Origin of the sequence: Nocardiopsis alborubida (assembly GCF_012396365.1) — a bacterium.
GTDB lineage: Bacteria > Actinomycetota > Actinomycetes > Streptosporangiales > Streptosporangiaceae > Nocardiopsis > Nocardiopsis alborubida.
In genome coordinates, this window is the sequence record NZ_JAAXPG010000010.1 from 146,261 (window position 1) to 162,864 (window position 16,604).

Consider the following 16,604-nt stretch of genomic DNA (forward strand, 5'->3'; position numbering starts at 1 on the left):
TCACGGAAGGGCCCCGTGTACTCCGCCGTGCGGATTTTCTCGGCGGACCGCCCCGCGCGGCACGTCACCCGTCCGCGGCGTTGAGTTCCTCGAAGGACTCCGGAACGCTCAGCGGGCCGATCTGCCCGACCGGCCAGATGATGACGAAGGCCCGGCCCACCACGTGGTCGATCGGGACCGCGCCGCCGCCGGGGTTGTTCTGGTTGAGCCGCGAGTCGGAGGAGATCGCCCGGTGGTCCCCCATCAGCCACAGATGCCCCTCGGGCACCTCGATCGGGCCGAACTCGGTGTGCGTGGCCACGCTGCCCGGGTAGAGGTACGTCTCGTCGAGGGGGACTCCGTTGACCAGGACGCGGTTCTGCTCGTCGCAGCACTCCACGGTGTCACCGGGCAGGCCGATGACCCGCTTGATGTACTCCTTGCCCGTGGGAGCCGCGCCCAGCTGCTGCTGCACCCACGTGAACGCGGCCGAGACCGGGTTGGTGGGCTCGGGGACCGACACGGTGTTCGGGTCGTCCCAGGACCCGTTGCCGTCGAAGACGACCACCTCGCCGCGCTCGATGTCGCGGAGCTCGTAGACGACCTTGTTGACGAGTACGCGGTCCCCGACGAGGAGCGTGTTCTCCATCGAGGTGGAGGGGATGTAGAAGGCCTGCACCAGCCAGGTCCTGATCACGAACGCCAGGACCACGGCGATCACGACCAGGATGGGGAGTTCCTTCCAGAACGACCCCTTCTTCTCGGTGCTCTGGGACTTGCTCATCTCGTCGTCCGCCCCCTCCTCCGGCTCCTCGCCGTCGGTACCGGAGACAGCACTGGCTCCCGAGCTCTCGTGAGCTCGGGAGCCAGTGGCGGAGCCGTGCTCCTCCGGACCGGGCTGGGCGGATTCCTCGTCCTGGACCCCGTCCGAGCCGAGGTCCTTCTCGTCTTTGCTCATCGAGCCGAAGCCTATCCTGCCTCCCTGGCGGGAGCGGAGAGATTCGACACGGAAAAACGCCGGGGAGAGACCCTGGGTCACCCGGTGACGGACTAGCGGCGCTCGCGGATGCGGGCGGCCTTGCCGCGCAGGTCGCGCAGGTAGTACAGCTTGGCGCGACGCACGCGGCCGCGGGCGGCGACCTCGTACTTCTCGATGGCCGGGGTGTGGATCGGGAAGGTACGCTCCACGCCCACGCCGTAGCTCACCTTGCGGATGGTGAAGGTCTCGCGGTTGCCCGAGCCCTGGCGGCGGATGACGACGCCCTTGAAGACCTGGACACGGGTACGGGTGCCCTCGGTCACGCGGACGTGGACGTTGAGGGTGTCACCCGGGCGGAACTCCGGGACGTCGGAACGAAGCTGGGCCTTCTCCAGCTCCTGAATGGCGGTGTGCATCTCGCGAATCCTCATCGATAGCGCTCCGCGTCCTGCTCCCCGCTGGGGGAGGGGTACGCGAGCGAGGGCCCGAATGGGTCTGTACTGTCGAACCGCCCGGGTGACCGTCACAGAGGCCGACGTCGTACCGCCGGCATGCGGATGCCGCCGGTCACCGAGGGGGAACCCACCCAGTTTGCCACATCTCAGGTGGCGTCTCGAACGGTCTCCTCCGCCAGGACCTCCCGGTCCCGCCGGTCCAGCGCCTCCTCGGGCAGGGCCTCCACCAGGTCGGGGCGGTTGCGCGCGGTCTTGCGCAGCGCCTGGTCGCGGCGCCAGCGGTCCACGGCGCCGTGGTTGCCCGACAGCAGCACCGGCGGCACCTCCCGGCCGCGCCAGGAGGCGGGCTTGGTGTAGACCGCCCCCTCCACGAGGTTCTCCATGCCGCCGGAGGCGAAGGAGTCCTGCACCGCGGACTCGGTGTTGCCGAGGACACCCGGCAGCAGCCGGGTGATCGCCTCGACCATCACCAGCGTCGCGGACTCGCCTCCGTTGAGCACGTAGTCGCCGATGCTGACCTCCTCGACGGGCATCCGCTCCGCGGCGTCCGCCGCGACCCGCGAGTCGATGCCCTCGTAGCGGCCGCAGCCGAAGACCAGGCGCTCCTCCTTGGCCAGGCGCTCGGCGTCGGCCTGCCGGAAGGGCCGACCGCTGGGAGTGGGCAGGATCAGCCGCGCGGGACCCTCCCCCACGACCTCGTCCAGTGCCTCGCCCCACGGCTCGGGCTTCATCACCATGCCGGGGCCGCCGCCGTAGGGGGTGTCGTCCACGGTGTTGTGGCGGTCGTGGGTCCAGGAGCGCAGGTCGTGCACGCGCACGTCGAGCAGCCCGGACACGCGGGCCCTGCCGATCAGGGACAGGTCCAGGGGGCCGAAGTACTCGGGGAAGATGCTGATGATGTCGATGCGCACGGCGCGCCCCTTCAGTCGGCGAGGTCGAGCAGGCCGGGCGGGGGGTCGATGACGATCCGGCCCCCGGCCACGTCGACCTCGGGGACCAGGGCCGCCACGAAGGGCACGAACACCTCTCCGCCGTCCGGGGTGGTCACCACCAGGAGGTCCTGCGCGTGGTGGAGCACGTCCGCCACCGTGCCGACCGGCTCCGCCCCGGTGGTCACCGCGGCCAGGCCGATGAGTTCGTGGTCGTGGAACTCGTCCGGGTCGTCCAGCGGCGGGATGTCCTCGGAGTCCACGAGCAGGGCGGTGCCGCGCAGCCCCTCCGCGGCGTCGCGGTCGGCCACGCCCTCGAAGCGCACGAGCAGGCGGCCGCTGTGGCGGCGCGTGGAGACGACGGTGAGCGGACCGGTTCCGGCCGGGTCGGTGGCCAGCACGGAGCCGTCGGCGAACCGGGCCGCGGGGTCGTCCGTGCGCACGTCGACGGCGACGTCGCCGCGGACTCCGTGCGCGCGGCCGATCCGGCCGACAACGAGTCGCATGGGGATTCTTCCTTCCGCCCCCTCGGGGGGTGAGAAAACTGTGCCCGGGTCCGGGCGCGTGCGGTGGGCACGGGCCCCGGGGTCCCGGGCACGGCTGCGGGGCGCCGACCGCGAGCGGTCGGCGCCCCGAGAGGCGCGTCAGCGCACTTCGTGCAGGTCCAGCAGGTCCACGCGGACGTAACGGCCCCCGGCCAGGGCGCCGATGACGGTCCGCAGGGACTTGGCGGTGCGGCCGTTGCGGCCGATCACCTTGCCGAGGTCGTCGGGATGGACCCGGACCTCCAGGACTTTGCCCTTGCGGAGCCGCTTGGCTCTCACCTGGACGTCGTCGGAGTTCGCAACGATCCCCTTCACGAGGTGCTCAAGCGCCTCTTCCAGCACGTCAGGCCTCGCCCTCGGACTTCTCAGCCTCGGTGGTCTCAGCGGTCTCGGCGGGCTTGTCCGCCTTCTCCGCCTTCTTCTCGGACTTGCGGCCCTTGCCCTTGCCCTCGGCGCCGGGGAGCACGAGCTCCTTCAGCGCGGCCTGGAAGGCCGCTTCCTTGGCCTCGGGGTCCTTGGCCTCGGCGACCTGGAGCGGAGCCGGGGCGGGCAGGCCCTTGAACTTCTGCCAGTCACCGGTCTTGCGCAGGAGGACCTTGACCGCGTCGGAGGGCTGGGCGCCCACGGACAGCCAGTACTGGGCCCGCTCGGAGTCGACCTCGATGAGGCTCGGGTGCTCCTTGGGGTGGTACTTGCCGATCTCCTCGATCGCCTTGCCGTCCCGCTTGGTGCGGGCGTCGGCGACGATGATGCGGTACTGGGGCGTACGGATCTTGCCCATACGCTTGAGCTTCAGTTTGACAGCCACTGGAGTGGTCTTCTCCCGATTAACGGTGTAAGGCGCCCGGCGGCGAAACCACGTGGGGTTGCGGCACCCGACGGGACAGACGTGGGTGGCGGGCTAGTTAGAGGGCTGGCCCGGCACCGTTAGTCGACTACTCATTGTGCCAGACGCGGACGTGTTCCCCGCACACGACACCGGAACACGGCCGCACGGATGGGGGGAGAACGCGGAGGCGGCCCGTCCCCGGAACGTGGACGGGCCGCCCCGCCCGGTCTCCCGGGCGGTGCCGACTGCCCGCCCCGAAGGAGGCGGGCACGCGGCCGGGCCGACGGCCCGGCCGTCCGCGGTGCGGGGCGGTCGGCTGCGCCACACGCATGGTAGCGCTCCGCCCGCCGGCCGACGGGCGCGCGGGCCGGTACCGGCCGCGCCTACTTCTTGGGCAGCTTGAAGTTCGACAGGTCGGGCATGTTGGGGCCGCCGAAGCCGGGCGGGAGCGTGGGCTGACCGCCGCCGCCCAGGCCCGGGGGCAGCTGCGGCGGCTGCTGGCCGCCCTCGTCCTGGCGGCGCTGGCGCTCGGCCGCGCGCTCGGCCTCCTGCTGGCGGGCCTTCATCGGGTTGCCGCTGCGCTGCTTGCCCTTCTTGGCCTTCTTGGCCTGGGCCTTGGCCTTCTTGCGGTTGGCACCGCCGCCCATGCCCGGCATCCCGGGCATACCCGGCATGCCGCCGCCCTTCATCTTGCGCATCATCTTCTGCGCCTCGAAGAAGCGGGTGACCAGGCCGTTGACGTCGCTGACCTGGGTGCCCGAACCGTTGGCGATGCGCAGGCGACGCGACCCGTTGATCATCTTCGGGTTGGCGCGCTCGCCCGGGGTCATCGACTGGATGACGGCCTGGATGCGGTCCAGGTCCTTGTCGTCGATGCTGTCGATCTGCTCACGCATCTGGCCCATGCCGGGCATCATGCCCAGCAGGTTGCCGATCGGGCCGAGCTTGCGGACCATCTGCATCTGCTGGAGGAAGTCGTCGAGCGTGAAGTCCTCGTCCGACGCCATGGTCGAGGCCATCTTCTCGACCTCGGCCTCGTCGAACGTGCGCTGCGCCTGTTCGATGAGCGTGAGGACGTCACCCATGTCCAGGATGCGCGAGGCCATCCGGTCCGGGTGGAAGAGGTCGAAGTCCTCCAGCTTCTCGCCGGTGGACGCGAACATGATGGGACGGCCGGTGATGTGGCGGATGGACAGGGCCGCACCGCCGCGCGCGTCGCCGTCGAGCTTGGTGAGCGCGACCGCGTCGTAGCCGACCCCGTCGAGGAAGGCCTGCGCGGTGTTGACCGCGTCCTGGCCGATCATCGCGTCGACGACGAAGAGGATCTCGTCCGGGCTGACCGCGTCGCGGATGTCCGCGGCCTGCTGCATCATCTCGCTGTCCACACCGAGACGGCCCGCGGTGTCGATGATCACCACGTTGTGGTTGTTGCGGCGGGCGTGCTCGACGGACTCGCGGGCGACCTGGACGGGGTCGCCGACGCCGTTGCCGGGCTCGGGTGCGAACACGGGGGTCCCGGCGCGCTCACCGACCACCTGGAGCTGCGTGACGGCGTTGGGGCGCTGGAGGTCGGCGGCGACCAGCAGCGGCGTGTTGCGGTCGGCCGCCAGCCACCGGGCGAGCTTGCCCGCCAGGGTGGTCTTACCGGCGCCCTGGAGGCCCGCGAGCATGATCACGGTCGGCGGGTTCTTGGCGAAGCGGATCTGCCGGGTCTCGCCGCCGAGGATCCCGACGAGTTCCTCGTTCACGATCTTGATGACCTGCTGGGCCGGGTTGAGGGCCTTGGAGACCTCCTCGCCCCGGGCGCGCTCCTTGATCCGCGCGATGAACTCGCGGACCACCGGCAGCGCGACGTCCGCCTCCAGCAGCGCGAGACGGATCTCCCGCGCGGTCGCGTTGATGTCCTCCTCGGACAGCCGCCCTTTACCGCGCAGCGAGGAGAAGACCGATGTCAGCCGGTCGGAAAGCGTCTCGAACACGAGTTTGGCCAGTCCTTCGTCTCGGAGTTGGTCTCCCAGCCTACCGGCCTGGGATCACCTTGCAGTATCGCCCGGCGGGCGGACCCGGACACGGCGGAGGGCGGGGACGCCGCCCCCGCCCTCCACCGCCGTGCGCTCGGGGGCCGTGCCCCACGAGTACCTCTAGTTACCCTCGTCCTCGGCCGTCTCGGACGCCTCCTCTGAGGGGGAGGCACCGCCCGACAGGGTGGCCTCGCGCTGCTCGGCGAGGGCCGTCAGCATCTCCTCCTGCTGGCCGCCGGTCAGGCCGCGGGTGGACAGCTGGGCCTCACCGTCGATCGGGTAGGTCTGCTGGACGGAGCTGACGATGTTGTAGTCGGCGCTGCACGAGAGCTCCAGCGTGCCGGCCGCCTCCAGGGTGCCGCTGTCCTCACAGTTCTGCTCGCCGATGTCGGCGTTGCTGAACGTGACGTCCATGCGCACGGCCACCTCGCCGCTGCCGTCGCCGCCCGCGTCGCGCACGGTCCCGGTCCAGGTGCAGTTGGGGCCGTCCTCACACGTCATGGAGGGGCTGCCCTCCCAGCCGACCTCGATGCGGGCGTCCCGGGAGGAGGTCAGCTCCTCCTCGGTGGCGGCGGTGACGCCGTCGTAGAGCTCCTCGACGGCGGCGGTCTCGGCCTCTGCCAGGTCCAGGCGGACCTGGGGGCCGGTCTCGGCCTCCCCGGGAACGAGCTCCTCGATGGCGATGCGCTGGATCTGGCTGGTCTCGGCGTTGATCCAGACCTGGTTGCGCTCGCCCGCCAGGTCGATCCGGTAGGTGAGCGTGCCGTCCAGGTTCTCCTCGACGGCCTCCTCCGACTCCAGCTCGATGCCGCCCAGGATGGCGGAGAGCTCCGGCGGGGCCAGGGAGGCGCTCGGGTTGAAACCGGCCTGGGCCGAGGAGGCGCGCACCCAGTTCCCGTCGAAGTCGTCGAAGTCGGGGCTGAAGACGCCCTGGTCGAGCCAGAAGTCCTCCGCGGCGCGCAGGAACATCCTGCCGTCCGCGCTCAGCAGCTCGGCCTCGATGCCGTTGGCACGGATGGTGCCGCTGGCCGTGCCGCTGTCGGCGACGGTCAGCGAGGCGTCGCGCACGTCGGCGGAGCCGACGCTCTCGGCCACCTGGCCGGTGGCGGTGAGCGCCGGGTAGGCGGCCAGGTCGGCCAGGGCCTCCTCCATCAGCGGTGCCGCGGCGACCGGCTCGGCGGCCGTCGGACTGGGCTCCTCCTCGCCGCCGCCCCCGGGGCGCAGGTGGCTGAGGTCGATGGAGCAGCCGGACAAGCCGAGGGCGACGACCGCGCCCGCGGCGGCGAGCGCGGCACGCCCGCCTCTGCGACCCGTGATGTGACTAACCGGCGCCATCTTGCCTCCTGACCCCGACATGTGGGGCACTGTACGAATCAGCATGGTTTCCGGGTGGACGGCGGGGTGGACGCGCCGGTCCCCGACCCGTTCCTGGTGTGGGATGCGAATGCGCGGCTCCCGGTTGTGCCGCGTGCCCCTTTTCGGGGGAGCCGGGAACGGGGCCGCCCGCGTGGCGGAGCCGTCGGTCGGGCGCCGCGCGCCCGGGCTCTACCGCCGTACCGCTCAGAGGGTACCGAACGGATACACAGGCCATAGCCAATACGGCGCCAGAAATGCCCATATACGACATGGAAAGTGGCTGAGCACACGAACGGGGCTGACGGAGATCTCTCTCCGTCAGCCCCTGGACGCCTCGCCGGATCAGTGGCGCAAGGCCCGCGGCCTCGACGCTGAGGTCTAGGCCTTGGCCCTCGGCGAGGCCGTCTCCCCGCCCGGAGGCGTCGGCAGGGAGACCGCTTGTGTCGCGTCCTCCAGCTCGTCGAGTTCGTCGAAGGCGTAGGCGGACTCGGCGTGCAGCTCGTGGTCCAGCCCGTTGGTCTCGACCTCCTCGGGGATGCGGAACCCGATGACGAGGTGGATGACCTTGGCGATGACCCAGGTGACGGCGAAGGAGTAGAGCATGACGCCGATGACGGCGATGGTCTGGACGGCGAGCAGGCCGACGCCGCCGCCGTAGAGCAGGCCGTCGGAGCCGCCCGCCGCAGCCGCGGCGACGAGGCCGAGGGCCAGGGATCCGACGATGCCGCCGACCATGTGGATGCCCACCACGTCGAGCGCGTCGTCGTACTTGAACTTGAACTTCCAGCTGATGGCGTAGGCGCAGACCGCACCGGAGAGCAGGCCGACGGCGATCGCGCCGAGCGGCGTGACGTTGGCGGCGGCGGGGGTGATGGCGACCAGGCCCGCGACGGCGCCGGAGGCGAAGCCCAGGGCGCTGACCTTGCCGTAGCGGAAGCGCTCGACGAGCATCCAGGCGCCGGTGGCGGCGGCGGTGGCGACCTGGGTGTTGACCAGGGCCAGGGCGGCGGTGCCGTCGGCGGCGTAGGCCGAGCCCGCGTTGAAGCCGAACCAGCCGAACCACAGCAGCGCGGTGCCCAGCAGGACGAACGGCAGGTTGTGGGGGCGCATCGACTCGGAGCCGAAGCCCTTGCGGCGGCCCAGGACGAAGGTCAGGGCCAGCGCCGCGGCGCCGGCGTTGATGTGCACCGCGGTGCCGCCCGCGAAGTCGATGACCGCGTAGCCGCCGATCTCCAGCTGCTCGATCCAGCCCTCGCCCCAGACCCAGTGGGCGACGGGGAAGTAGACCAGGAGCGCCCAGACCGGGACGAACAGCAGCCAGGCGCCGAACTTGGCGCGGTCGGCGATGGCACCGCTGATGAGGGCCACGGTGATGACCGCGAACATCATCTGGAACCCGGCGTCGACCAGCAGCGGGTAGCCGCCGGTGCCGTCCTCGGCCGCGGGCTCGATCTCACCGATCAGGTTGGACAGTCCGACGTAGTCGAGGCCGCCGATGAAGGTGTCGAGCGCCCCGGGCCCGTCGGAGTAGGTGAGCGAGTGGCCGATGACGACCCAGAGCACGCTCACGACCGCGATGCTCGCGAAGCTCATCAGCATCATGTTGAGGACGCTCTTGGCCCGGGACATGCCTCCGTAGAAGAAGGCCAGGCCCGGGGTCATGAGCATCACGAGGGCTGCGCTGATCAGCAGCCACGCCGTGTTGCCGGAGTCAATCATTGCGTCGCCTCCATAGGACGGACGGGGGATTGTGTCTGTGAGGGCGGCGGTCAGCGAGCGCATCATCGGGCCCGATGCAGAACACCACGCAGGCAACTTTCGGACCGGGGTGTTTCTCGCCAGGACCCGGTGTGTTGCGCGCGGGTAAAAGGACAGACGGTGGTGTTAAGGCGCCATGAACCGAAGCCCCAGTCCGCGCGAACGCACGTGCACCGGCACGGAGGGACCCACGTCACACCACCGGAGCGCGGCATTCCGGGCACGCGGAGTGACATCTCACGGGGTCCGCGCGGGCACTGTCAGGACTGTCGCTCCCGTGTTGCGCCGGGGTTTCCGCCGCGTGTCGCGGATCACACCAGCGTTCCCGCCTCCGGACACGGGAAGGCCGGACGGGGGCGGGGCCGGTGGCGCTCGTCGGCGGGCCCGCCCCCGGACACGACACGGCCGGACACCCGTGCGGGTGTCCGGCCGTGCGTCGTCGGGTCCCTCTCCCCGTCACTCCACGGACAGGATCGCGTCCACGAACACCTCGGGGTCGAAGGGCGCCAGGTCGTCGGGGCCCTCGCCGAGCCCGACGAGCTTGACCGGCACGCCCAGCTCGCGCTGGACCTGCACGATGATGCCGCCCTTGGCGGTGCCGTCGAGCTTGGTCAGGGCGATACCGGTGACGTTGACGACCTCGCCGAACACCCGGGCCTGGCGCAGGCCGTTCTGCCCGGTGGTCGCGTCCAGGACGAGCAGGACCTCGTCCACCTGGGACTTCTTCTCCACGACCCGCTTGACCTTGCCCAGCTCGTCCATGAGGCCGGTCTTGGTGTGCAGGCGCCCGGCCGTGTCGATGATGACGGTGTCGGCGCCCTCCTCGACGCCCCGCGCCACGGCGTCGAAGGCCACGCTGGCGGGGTCGGCGCCCTCCTCCTTGCGCACGACCGGGGCGCCCACGCGGCTCCCCCAGGTCTCCAGCTGCTCGGTGGCGGCGGCGCGGAAGGTGTCGGCGGCGCCGAGCACGACGCTGCGGCCGTCGCCGACCAGGACGCGGGCCAGCTTGCCGGTGGTGGTGGTCTTGCCGGTGCCGTTGACCCCGACGACCATGACCACGCCCGGGCGTCCGTCGTGCGGCCCGGTGCGCACCGCGCGGTCGGCCTCGGTGGTGATCTGCGCGAGGAGCTCCTCGCGCAGCAGCCCCCGCACCTCCTCCGTGCCGCGGGTGCCGAGGACCTTGACGCGGGTGCGCAGGTTCTCCACGATCTGCGCGGCGGAGGCCACACCGATGTCGGCGGTGATGAGGGTGTCCTCGATCTCCTCCCAGGCGTCCTCGTCCAGGGACTCGGAGGACAGGAGGTTGAGCAGGCCCTTGCCGAAGGCGTTCTGCGAGCGGGCCAGCCGCGCGCGCAGGCGGACCATGCGCCCGGCCGAGGGCGGCGGGGTCTCCAGCTCCGGCGGGGCGGGCTCGACGGTCTCCGCCACGGGTGGGGGCGCCTGGGCGGGGGGCGTGCTGACGGTCCCCGGGTCCCGCTCCCGGTCCTCCACTGCGGTGGCCCCGGCGGCGCCGCCGGTGGGTTCGGGTTCGGTCCCGTCCTTGCCCGGTTCGACCGAGCGCCGGGTCGTGACCAGGAAGAACCCACCGGCGGCCAGGAGCACGACGGCGATGATGATGGCGACGAGCAAGGTGATGTCCATAGCACCTTCCAGTGTTCCAGAGTGTGCGACGCGTTCGCGTCACGGCCGGGTGGCGCGCCGGGAACGAAGGCGGTACCGGCGGGTCCTCCCCTTCCCGGGCTTCCCGGAACCGCCGTTGACAGCGGGGTTTCAGGTGCCGCGGTGGCGCGTGGTGCGCAGGATGAGCACGAAGAAGGGCGCGCCGAGGAAGGCGGTGACCACGCCGATGGGCAGTTCCGCGGGGGCGATGAGGGTCCGGGCGACGATGTCCACCAGGACCAGGAAGGCGCCGCCGAGGAGAACGGTGACCGGCAGGATCGCCCGGTAGTTGGAGCCCACCAGGCGGCGCACGACGTGCGGGACGACGATCCCCACGAAGCCGATCAGGCCGCTCACCGACACGGCGGCGGCGGTGGCCAGGGACGCGGCGCTGATCACCACGATGCGCACGGCGGCCGGGTTCAGTCCCAGGCTGACCGCCTTGTCGTCGCCCAGGGCGAGCATGTCCAGCAGGTAACCGCTGGCCAGCAGGACGACCAGTCCGACGGCCGCGTACGGGGCGACCAGCCGCACGTCGTCCCAGCCGCCCCTGCCGAGTCCGCCGAGCAGCCAGGCGAAGATGCGCTGGAGCTCGTCCACTCCCATCTGCTGGACGAGGGTCTGGGCGGCGGACAGGAACGAGGAGACGGCCACGCCCGCCAGGACGAGCGCGGCGGTGCCGCCCCCGCCCGCAGTGGATCCGAGCAGGTAGGCGGCGGCCACGCCGAGCAGGGCGCCCGCGAACGCGGCGACCGGGACCAGGGCGCGCGGGGAGTCGCTGAACTGCGAGCCGAAGACGATGACCACCGTCGCGCCGAGCCCGGCTCCGGCTGCGGCGCCAAGGAGGTAGGGGTCGGCCAGCGGGTTGCGGAACACGCCCTGGTAGGCGCCGCCCGCGGTGGCCAGGAGAGCGCCGACGACCGCGCCCATCACCACGCGCGGCAGGCGCAGCTCCACCAGGACGGCCGCCTCCCGTTCGGTGAGGGGGGACTGCGTACCGAACGGGAGGAGGCTGAGCAGGTGCCGGGCGATGTCGGCCGCGGAGAGGGAGGCCGCTCCGGCGGAGACGCCGAGCAGGGCCGCCGCGAGCAGCGCGACCAGCCCGCCCGCGACCCACCCCAGCGGGAGGCCGACACCGCCCCGCACGTCAGTCGGCCGCGTTCTCGGTGACGGCCTGGCCGACCAGCTCGGCGAACTCGACCACGCGCGGTCCCCAGCGGGAGGCGATGTCGGCGTCGAGCAGGTAGACGGCGTCGTTGCGCACCGCGGTGACGGTGTCGAAGGCGGGGCGCCCGGCCACGTCGGCGACCGTCGACTCGTCCCCGTAGGACAGGAAGACCAGGTCCGGGTTCTGCTCCACGACGTACTCCTGGGACAGCTGCGGGTAACCGCCCGCGGCCCCGTCCGCGTCGGCCGCGTCGGCGATGTTGACCAGGCCGAAGGACGCGTAGATCTGGCCGACGAAGGTGTCGGAGGTGGCGGAGTAGGAGGTCTCGTCGAGCTCCTGGTAGAAGGACAGCCCGGCGTCGCCGGTCTCCTCGCACACGCCCTCGACGATCGCGTTGAACTCGTTCTCGACCCGGGTGGCCTCGGCGTCGGCCTCCTCGGTGTGGCCGGTGACGTCGCCGAGCATGCGGATCTGGGCGTAGGTGTCCTCCAGGTCCTGGGCGGCGTCCAGGACCAGCGACGGGATGCCGACGGCCTCCAGCTGGTCGGCGGTCGCCTCGGCGCTGCGGGCGAGCAGGACCAGGTCGGGGTCGTACCCGGTGATGGCCTCCACGCTGGGCTCGAAGCCGCTCAGCGAGGTGGTGGGGGCCTCCTCCGGGTAGTCGGAGTACTCGTCGGCGGCCTCGACCCGGTCGCCCGCGCCGATGGCGAAGAGCATCTCGGTGTGGCTGGCCGACAGGGAGACGATGCGCTCGGGCGCCTCCTCGACGGTGGCCTCTCCGGTGGCGTCGGTGACGGTGACGGGGAAGGTGCCGTCGCCCACGGCGGGGCGCTCGGGGTCGGGCTCCGGAGGGCCGCAGGGGACGGAGGCGGCCTCGGTGGTGGGCGCGGCCTCGGGTTCGCCGCCGTCCTGTGCACCGCAGGCGGTCAGGGCGAGCACGGCTCCGAGAAGGACGGGGGAAAGGTGGCGTGCGGTCCGCACGGTGCTCCTTGTCGGGCGGGGGGAAGGAGCGCGGTCCCGACGGAGGCGGCCTGTCCTTCCCACGAGGACGGGGACGTCGGTGTCGGGGAGGCGACCTGGCTCGTCCCCCGGAGGGGCCTCACAGTTGCGGGACAGCGCCGGGTTGGACGGCCGGTTGTGGCCGCGCTACCGGACTTCGCTCCGTCGACACCGGTCGGGCCGCCCGCAGGCGGCCCTGAACCTCCAGCGTACTCGGCCCGCCGCGCACCCCTGCGGGCACCCCGACGGCTACTCTGGCCTGCGCTTTCTCCGGCGGGGCCGCGCTCCTTCGCGGAGGGCGGGACGAAGGGGCGCCGGGCGGGAACGGGCCATCCTCTTTCGCATCCTTTATTACTTTCGCGCAAAAAGAGAAGAATGACCGTTTTGTTGATATCTGTAAAACAGAAGGCTGGTTCCCGCCCCCGTGTGTCCAGATTGAGCCTTGGTGAGCATTGACACTTTCATGGCGCACGGCAATGATCTCGTTGCTATGCGCGCCGATTAACCGATGACGGACATTAAGCGGCGTATCCCCCTGAGCACCACAACCGTACCCAGTGGGCTACCCCCGCTCCCCCGGTGTCCTGAGGCGCGCACCGAGAAGGGATGTGTTGACAAGGTGGTACCCCACCGCACCCGCCTGGCGTCGCTCGCCGGGTTGACACTCGTCGCGGGCCTGGTCGCGGCCACACCGGCCAGCGCCGACGAAGCCTCCGAGCTCGCCCCCCTGCACCCCGCCCCCTCCGCCGAGAACGGCGAACTGACCCATCAGGCGAACGGCCTGTGGTTCATCGAACTGGAGAGCCCCCCGACCACCGCCGGCACCTCCTCGGCACAGGTCGAGAGCGAACACGAGCAGTTCCGTGCCGAGGCCGAGGACACGGGCCTGGAGTACACCGAACGGCACTCGTTCGGCGATCTCTGGAACGGCTTCTCCGTCGAGATGGACGACGCACAGGTGGGCACGGCCCGGGAGATCCCCGGTGTCAGCGCCATCTACCCCGTCGTCACCTACGAGATCCCCGAGGGCGACGCCAGCGTCCCCGACCTGGACACCGCGCTGCCGATGACCGGGGCCGACGCCGCACAGAACGAACTCGGCCTGACCGGCGAGGGCCTGCGCGTGGCCGTCATGGACACCGGCGTCGACTACACCCACCCCGACCTGGGCGGCGGCGGCTTCCCCAACGACCGCGTGGTCACCGGGTACGACTTCGTCGGCGACGACTTCAACGCGGGCGACCCCACCACCGTGCCCGCTCCCGACGACGACCCCCAGGACTGCCACGGCCACGGCACCCACGTGGCCGGGATCGTCGGCGCCCGGGGCGAGGTCACCGGTGTGGCGCCCGGCGTGGACTTCGGCGCCTACAAGGTGTTCGGCTGCGAGGGCTCCACCACCTCCGACATCATGATCGCCGCCATGGAACAGGCCCTGGCCGACGACATGGACGTGCTCAACATGAGCATCGGCTCGTCGCACTCCTGGCCGCAGTACCCCACCGCGGTCGCCTCCGACAACCTGGTCGACGAGGGCATGGTCGTGGTCGCCTCCATCGGCAACGAGGGCGACACCGGCCTGTACTCCGCGGGCGCCCCCGGCCTGGGAGAGGACGTGATCGGCGTCGCCTCCTACGACAACACCCACATCCGGTCCGCGTCGGCGACCGCCAACCCCAGCGGCGAGACCCTGGCCTACATGGAGATGGGCGAGGCCTCCCCGCCGCCCACCTCGGGTGAGACCGACGAACTCGTCCACGTCGGACGGGGCTGCCCGTCCCTGGGCGACGAACTGGAGGCCGACCCCGAGGGCAGGACCGCCCTGATGGTGCGCGGCGCGTGCGCCTTCGCCGAGAAGTACGACGCGGCCGTGGCCGCGGGCGCCACCGGCGTGGTGATGTACAACAACGTCCCCGGCATGTTCGCGGGCGGCGGCATCGTCGACCAGGGGGCCTTCTCCGTCGGGATCTCCGACACCTCCGGAGCCCACCTGCTGGAGCTCCTGGAGGGCGACGAGCCCGTCACCCTGTCCTGGACCGGTGAGACCACCACCATCCCCAACCCGACCGGCGGGCTGATCAGCTCCTTCAGTTCCTTCGGCCTGTCCCCCGACCTGGCCCTGAAGCCCGACATCGGCGCGCCCGGCGGCCTGATCAACTCCACCTACCCCGTGGCCAAGGGCGGCTACGCCACCATCAGCGGCACCTCGATGTCCTCGCCGCACGTGGCGGGCGGCGTCGCGCTGCTCCTGGAGGCCCGCCCCGACCTCGGCGCGCACGAGGTGCGCGACGTCCTCCAGAACAGCGCCGACCCCAAGGCCTGGTGGGGCGACCCCGACGCGGGTTACACCGACAACGTCCACCGCCAGGGCGCGGGCATGATGGACGTGCCCGGCGCCGTGCTGGCCACCACCGCCGTGACCCCGGGCAAGCTGTCCCTGGGCGCCACCGAGGGCGAGGTGACCGAGACGATCACCATCACCAACGACGGCGACGAGGAGGCCACCTACGCCCTGGCCCACGAGAGCGCCCTGGGCACCCACGGCGACACCTTCGCCCCCGGTTACAACGACGCCTCCGCCGAGGTGGTCTTCGACCGGGACGAGGTGACCGTCGCGCCGGGCGGCACGGCCGAGGTGCAGGTGACCTTCACCCCGCCCGCCCAGGACTTCCAGCAGATGATCTACGGCGGCTACGTCTCCGTGGCCCAGTCGGACGGCGAGACCTACCGGGTCCCCTACGCCGCCTACAACGGCGACTACCAGGAGATCCAGGCGATGGCCCCGATCTCCGACGGCAGCGGTGAAGTGCTCGAACTGCCGTGGCTGACCCGGATCACCGAGTGCGGCGCGTTCTCCGGCCTGGAGTGCGTGGGCGCGGGCGGCGGCACGTTCGAGAACCAGCCCGACGGCGCCACCTACACCCTGGAGTGGGTCGACGGCCTGCCGGACGTCCCGTACGTCATCGCGCACTTCGACCACCACGTCACGCTGCTGGAGATGACCGTCGTCGACGAGCGCACCGGGCGCCCCGTGCACCCGGACCGCAACGTCGGGGTGTCGGTGGACCACGTGAACCGCAGTGCGACCGGGACGTCGTTCTTCAGCTACGCGTGGGACGGCACCGTCCTGGACCGCCACGACCGGATCACCCCGGTCAGGGACGGCCAGTACCGTCTGGAGGCCCGCGCGCTCAAGGCGCTCGGCGACCCGGACAACCCCGACCACTGGGAGACCTGGACCTCCCCGGTCATCACCATCGACCGCGGTTAGCAGCACCCCCGAGGACCTCCGCTTCGCTTCGGTCCGTGTTCGGGCGCCCGCCTGCTGGGGCCGGACCCGGGTCGCGGGTGGGGGCGCGGGGCCGGGGCCGCCCTCCCCTCCGGGAGGGCGGCCCCTCACGTGTCAGGGCAGGCGTTCGCCCCACACGGTCAGTTGCCCGCCGGTTCCCCGCCCTCGCGGTGCTCGGACGCTCCCTCCCGCGGGTCCGACTGCTGCCCGACCGCCTCCAGGACCGTGTCCCGGGTGCGCAGCACGAGGCAGACCAGCGCGACCAGCGCGGCCGTCAGAGCCCATCCCAGCTTGGCGGTGGCGTCCTGGGCGCAGGCCCCCGGGTCGGGAACGAAACCGGGATCGTTCCACGGGAGGCCGCGTCCCAGCACGGGCGGGCACGCCTGTTCCTCTTCCGGACCGGCGTCCAGCATCCAGGCGAACCAGGAGGCGTCGGTCACCAGGAGCAGGAGGACCGCGGCGAAGCCACCCCAGATCCCGCAGAGGAGGGCCCAGCGCCAGAGAGGGTCCTCCGGAGCGTGCGTCCGCACCATGAAGAGGACTCCGAAGCCCAGAAGGACCACCAGGCACAGGGCCAGCATGAAGGCGAGTTCCCCGGACATCCCACTCCTGTCATCCCCACACGAACCGGCTGAGGG

General features: G+C 71.5%; 14 protein-coding genes. 1 reads left to right on the plus strand and 13 read right to left on the minus strand.

Going from position 1 to position 16,604, the window contains the following annotated elements; genetic code table 11:
* Positions 1 to 64: 64 nt before the first annotated feature.
* The 12 genes from lepB to HGB44_RS12820 all read right to left on the minus strand — a co-directional run bounded on the left by lepB (position 65) and on the right by HGB44_RS12820 (position 12,659).
* Complete coding sequence (gene lepB / locus HGB44_RS12765) at positions 65 to 937, minus strand: signal peptidase I (RefSeq protein WP_061078169.1); 873 nt, start codon at positions 935 to 937, stop codon at positions 65 to 67.
* A gap of 92 nt (positions 938 to 1,029) precedes the next feature.
* Positions 1,030 to 1,374, minus strand: coding sequence for a 50S ribosomal protein L19 (rplS, locus tag HGB44_RS12770; protein ID WP_061078170.1), 345 nt, complete (start codon positions 1,372 to 1,374; stop codon positions 1,030 to 1,032).
* 185 nt (positions 1,375 to 1,559) lie between these two features.
* Complete coding sequence (gene trmD, locus HGB44_RS12775; protein WP_061078171.1) at positions 1,560 to 2,324, minus strand: tRNA (guanosine(37)-N1)-methyltransferase TrmD; 765 nt, start codon at positions 2,322 to 2,324, stop codon at positions 1,560 to 1,562.
* Positions 2,325 to 2,335: 11 nt separating this feature from the next.
* Positions 2,336 to 2,848, minus strand: coding sequence for a ribosome maturation factor RimM (rimM, locus tag HGB44_RS12780; protein ID WP_061078172.1), 513 nt, complete (start codon positions 2,846 to 2,848; stop codon positions 2,336 to 2,338).
* A 138-nt stretch (positions 2,849 to 2,986) separates the two neighbouring features.
* Entirely contained in the window at positions 2,987 to 3,229 is a 243-nt protein-coding gene (locus HGB44_RS12785) for an RNA-binding protein (RefSeq protein WP_013151282.1), read from the minus strand.
* Between the two features lies 1 nt (position 3,230).
* Positions 3,231 to 3,695 carry a 30S ribosomal protein S16 gene (gene rpsP, locus HGB44_RS12790; protein ID WP_061078173.1) on the minus strand — a complete coding sequence of 155 codons (465 nt, stop codon included), beginning with the start codon at positions 3,693 to 3,695 and terminating at the stop codon, positions 3,231 to 3,233.
* Positions 3,696 to 4,099: 404 nt separating this feature from the next.
* Positions 4,100 to 5,695 carry a signal recognition particle protein gene (gene ffh / locus HGB44_RS12795; RefSeq protein ID WP_061078183.1) on the minus strand — a complete coding sequence of 532 codons (1,596 nt, stop codon included), beginning with the start codon at positions 5,693 to 5,695 and terminating at the stop codon, positions 4,100 to 4,102.
* A gap of 162 nt (positions 5,696 to 5,857) precedes the next feature.
* Positions 5,858 to 7,072 carry a LolA-like protein gene (locus HGB44_RS12800; protein WP_061078184.1) on the minus strand — a complete coding sequence of 405 codons (1,215 nt, stop codon included), beginning with the start codon at positions 7,070 to 7,072 and terminating at the stop codon, positions 5,858 to 5,860.
* A 399-nt stretch (positions 7,073 to 7,471) separates the two neighbouring features.
* On the minus strand, positions 7,472 to 8,812 hold the full coding sequence (locus HGB44_RS12805; protein ID WP_061078185.1) for an ammonium transporter: 1,341 nt from the start codon (positions 8,810 to 8,812) through the stop codon (positions 7,472 to 7,474).
* Between the two features lie 495 nt (positions 8,813 to 9,307).
* Entirely contained in the window at positions 9,308 to 10,492 is a 1,185-nt protein-coding gene (gene ftsY / locus HGB44_RS12810) for a signal recognition particle-docking protein FtsY (RefSeq protein WP_061078186.1), read from the minus strand.
* A 129-nt stretch (positions 10,493 to 10,621) separates the two neighbouring features.
* On the minus strand, positions 10,622 to 11,656 hold the full coding sequence (locus tag HGB44_RS12815; RefSeq protein ID WP_061078187.1) for a FecCD family ABC transporter permease: 1,035 nt from the start codon (positions 11,654 to 11,656) through the stop codon (positions 10,622 to 10,624).
* A 1-nt stretch (position 11,657) separates the two neighbouring features.
* Complete coding sequence (locus HGB44_RS12820; protein ID WP_061078188.1) at positions 11,658 to 12,659, minus strand: ABC transporter substrate-binding protein; 1,002 nt, start codon at positions 12,657 to 12,659, stop codon at positions 11,658 to 11,660.
* Between the two features lie 637 nt (positions 12,660 to 13,296).
* Here HGB44_RS12820 and HGB44_RS12825 point away from each other — a divergent pair.
* Positions 13,297 to 15,948 carry a S8 family serine peptidase gene (locus HGB44_RS12825; protein ID WP_061078189.1) on the plus strand — a complete coding sequence of 884 codons (2,652 nt, stop codon included), beginning with the start codon at positions 13,297 to 13,299 and terminating at the stop codon, positions 15,946 to 15,948.
* A 158-nt stretch (positions 15,949 to 16,106) separates the two neighbouring features.
* Here HGB44_RS12825 and HGB44_RS12830 read toward each other — a convergent pair whose 3' ends face one another.
* Positions 16,107 to 16,568 (minus strand): hypothetical protein, encoded by a 462-nt coding sequence (locus tag HGB44_RS12830; RefSeq protein WP_061078190.1) that lies wholly within the window; start codon positions 16,566 to 16,568, stop codon positions 16,107 to 16,109.
* Positions 16,569 to 16,604 lie beyond the last annotated feature (36 nt).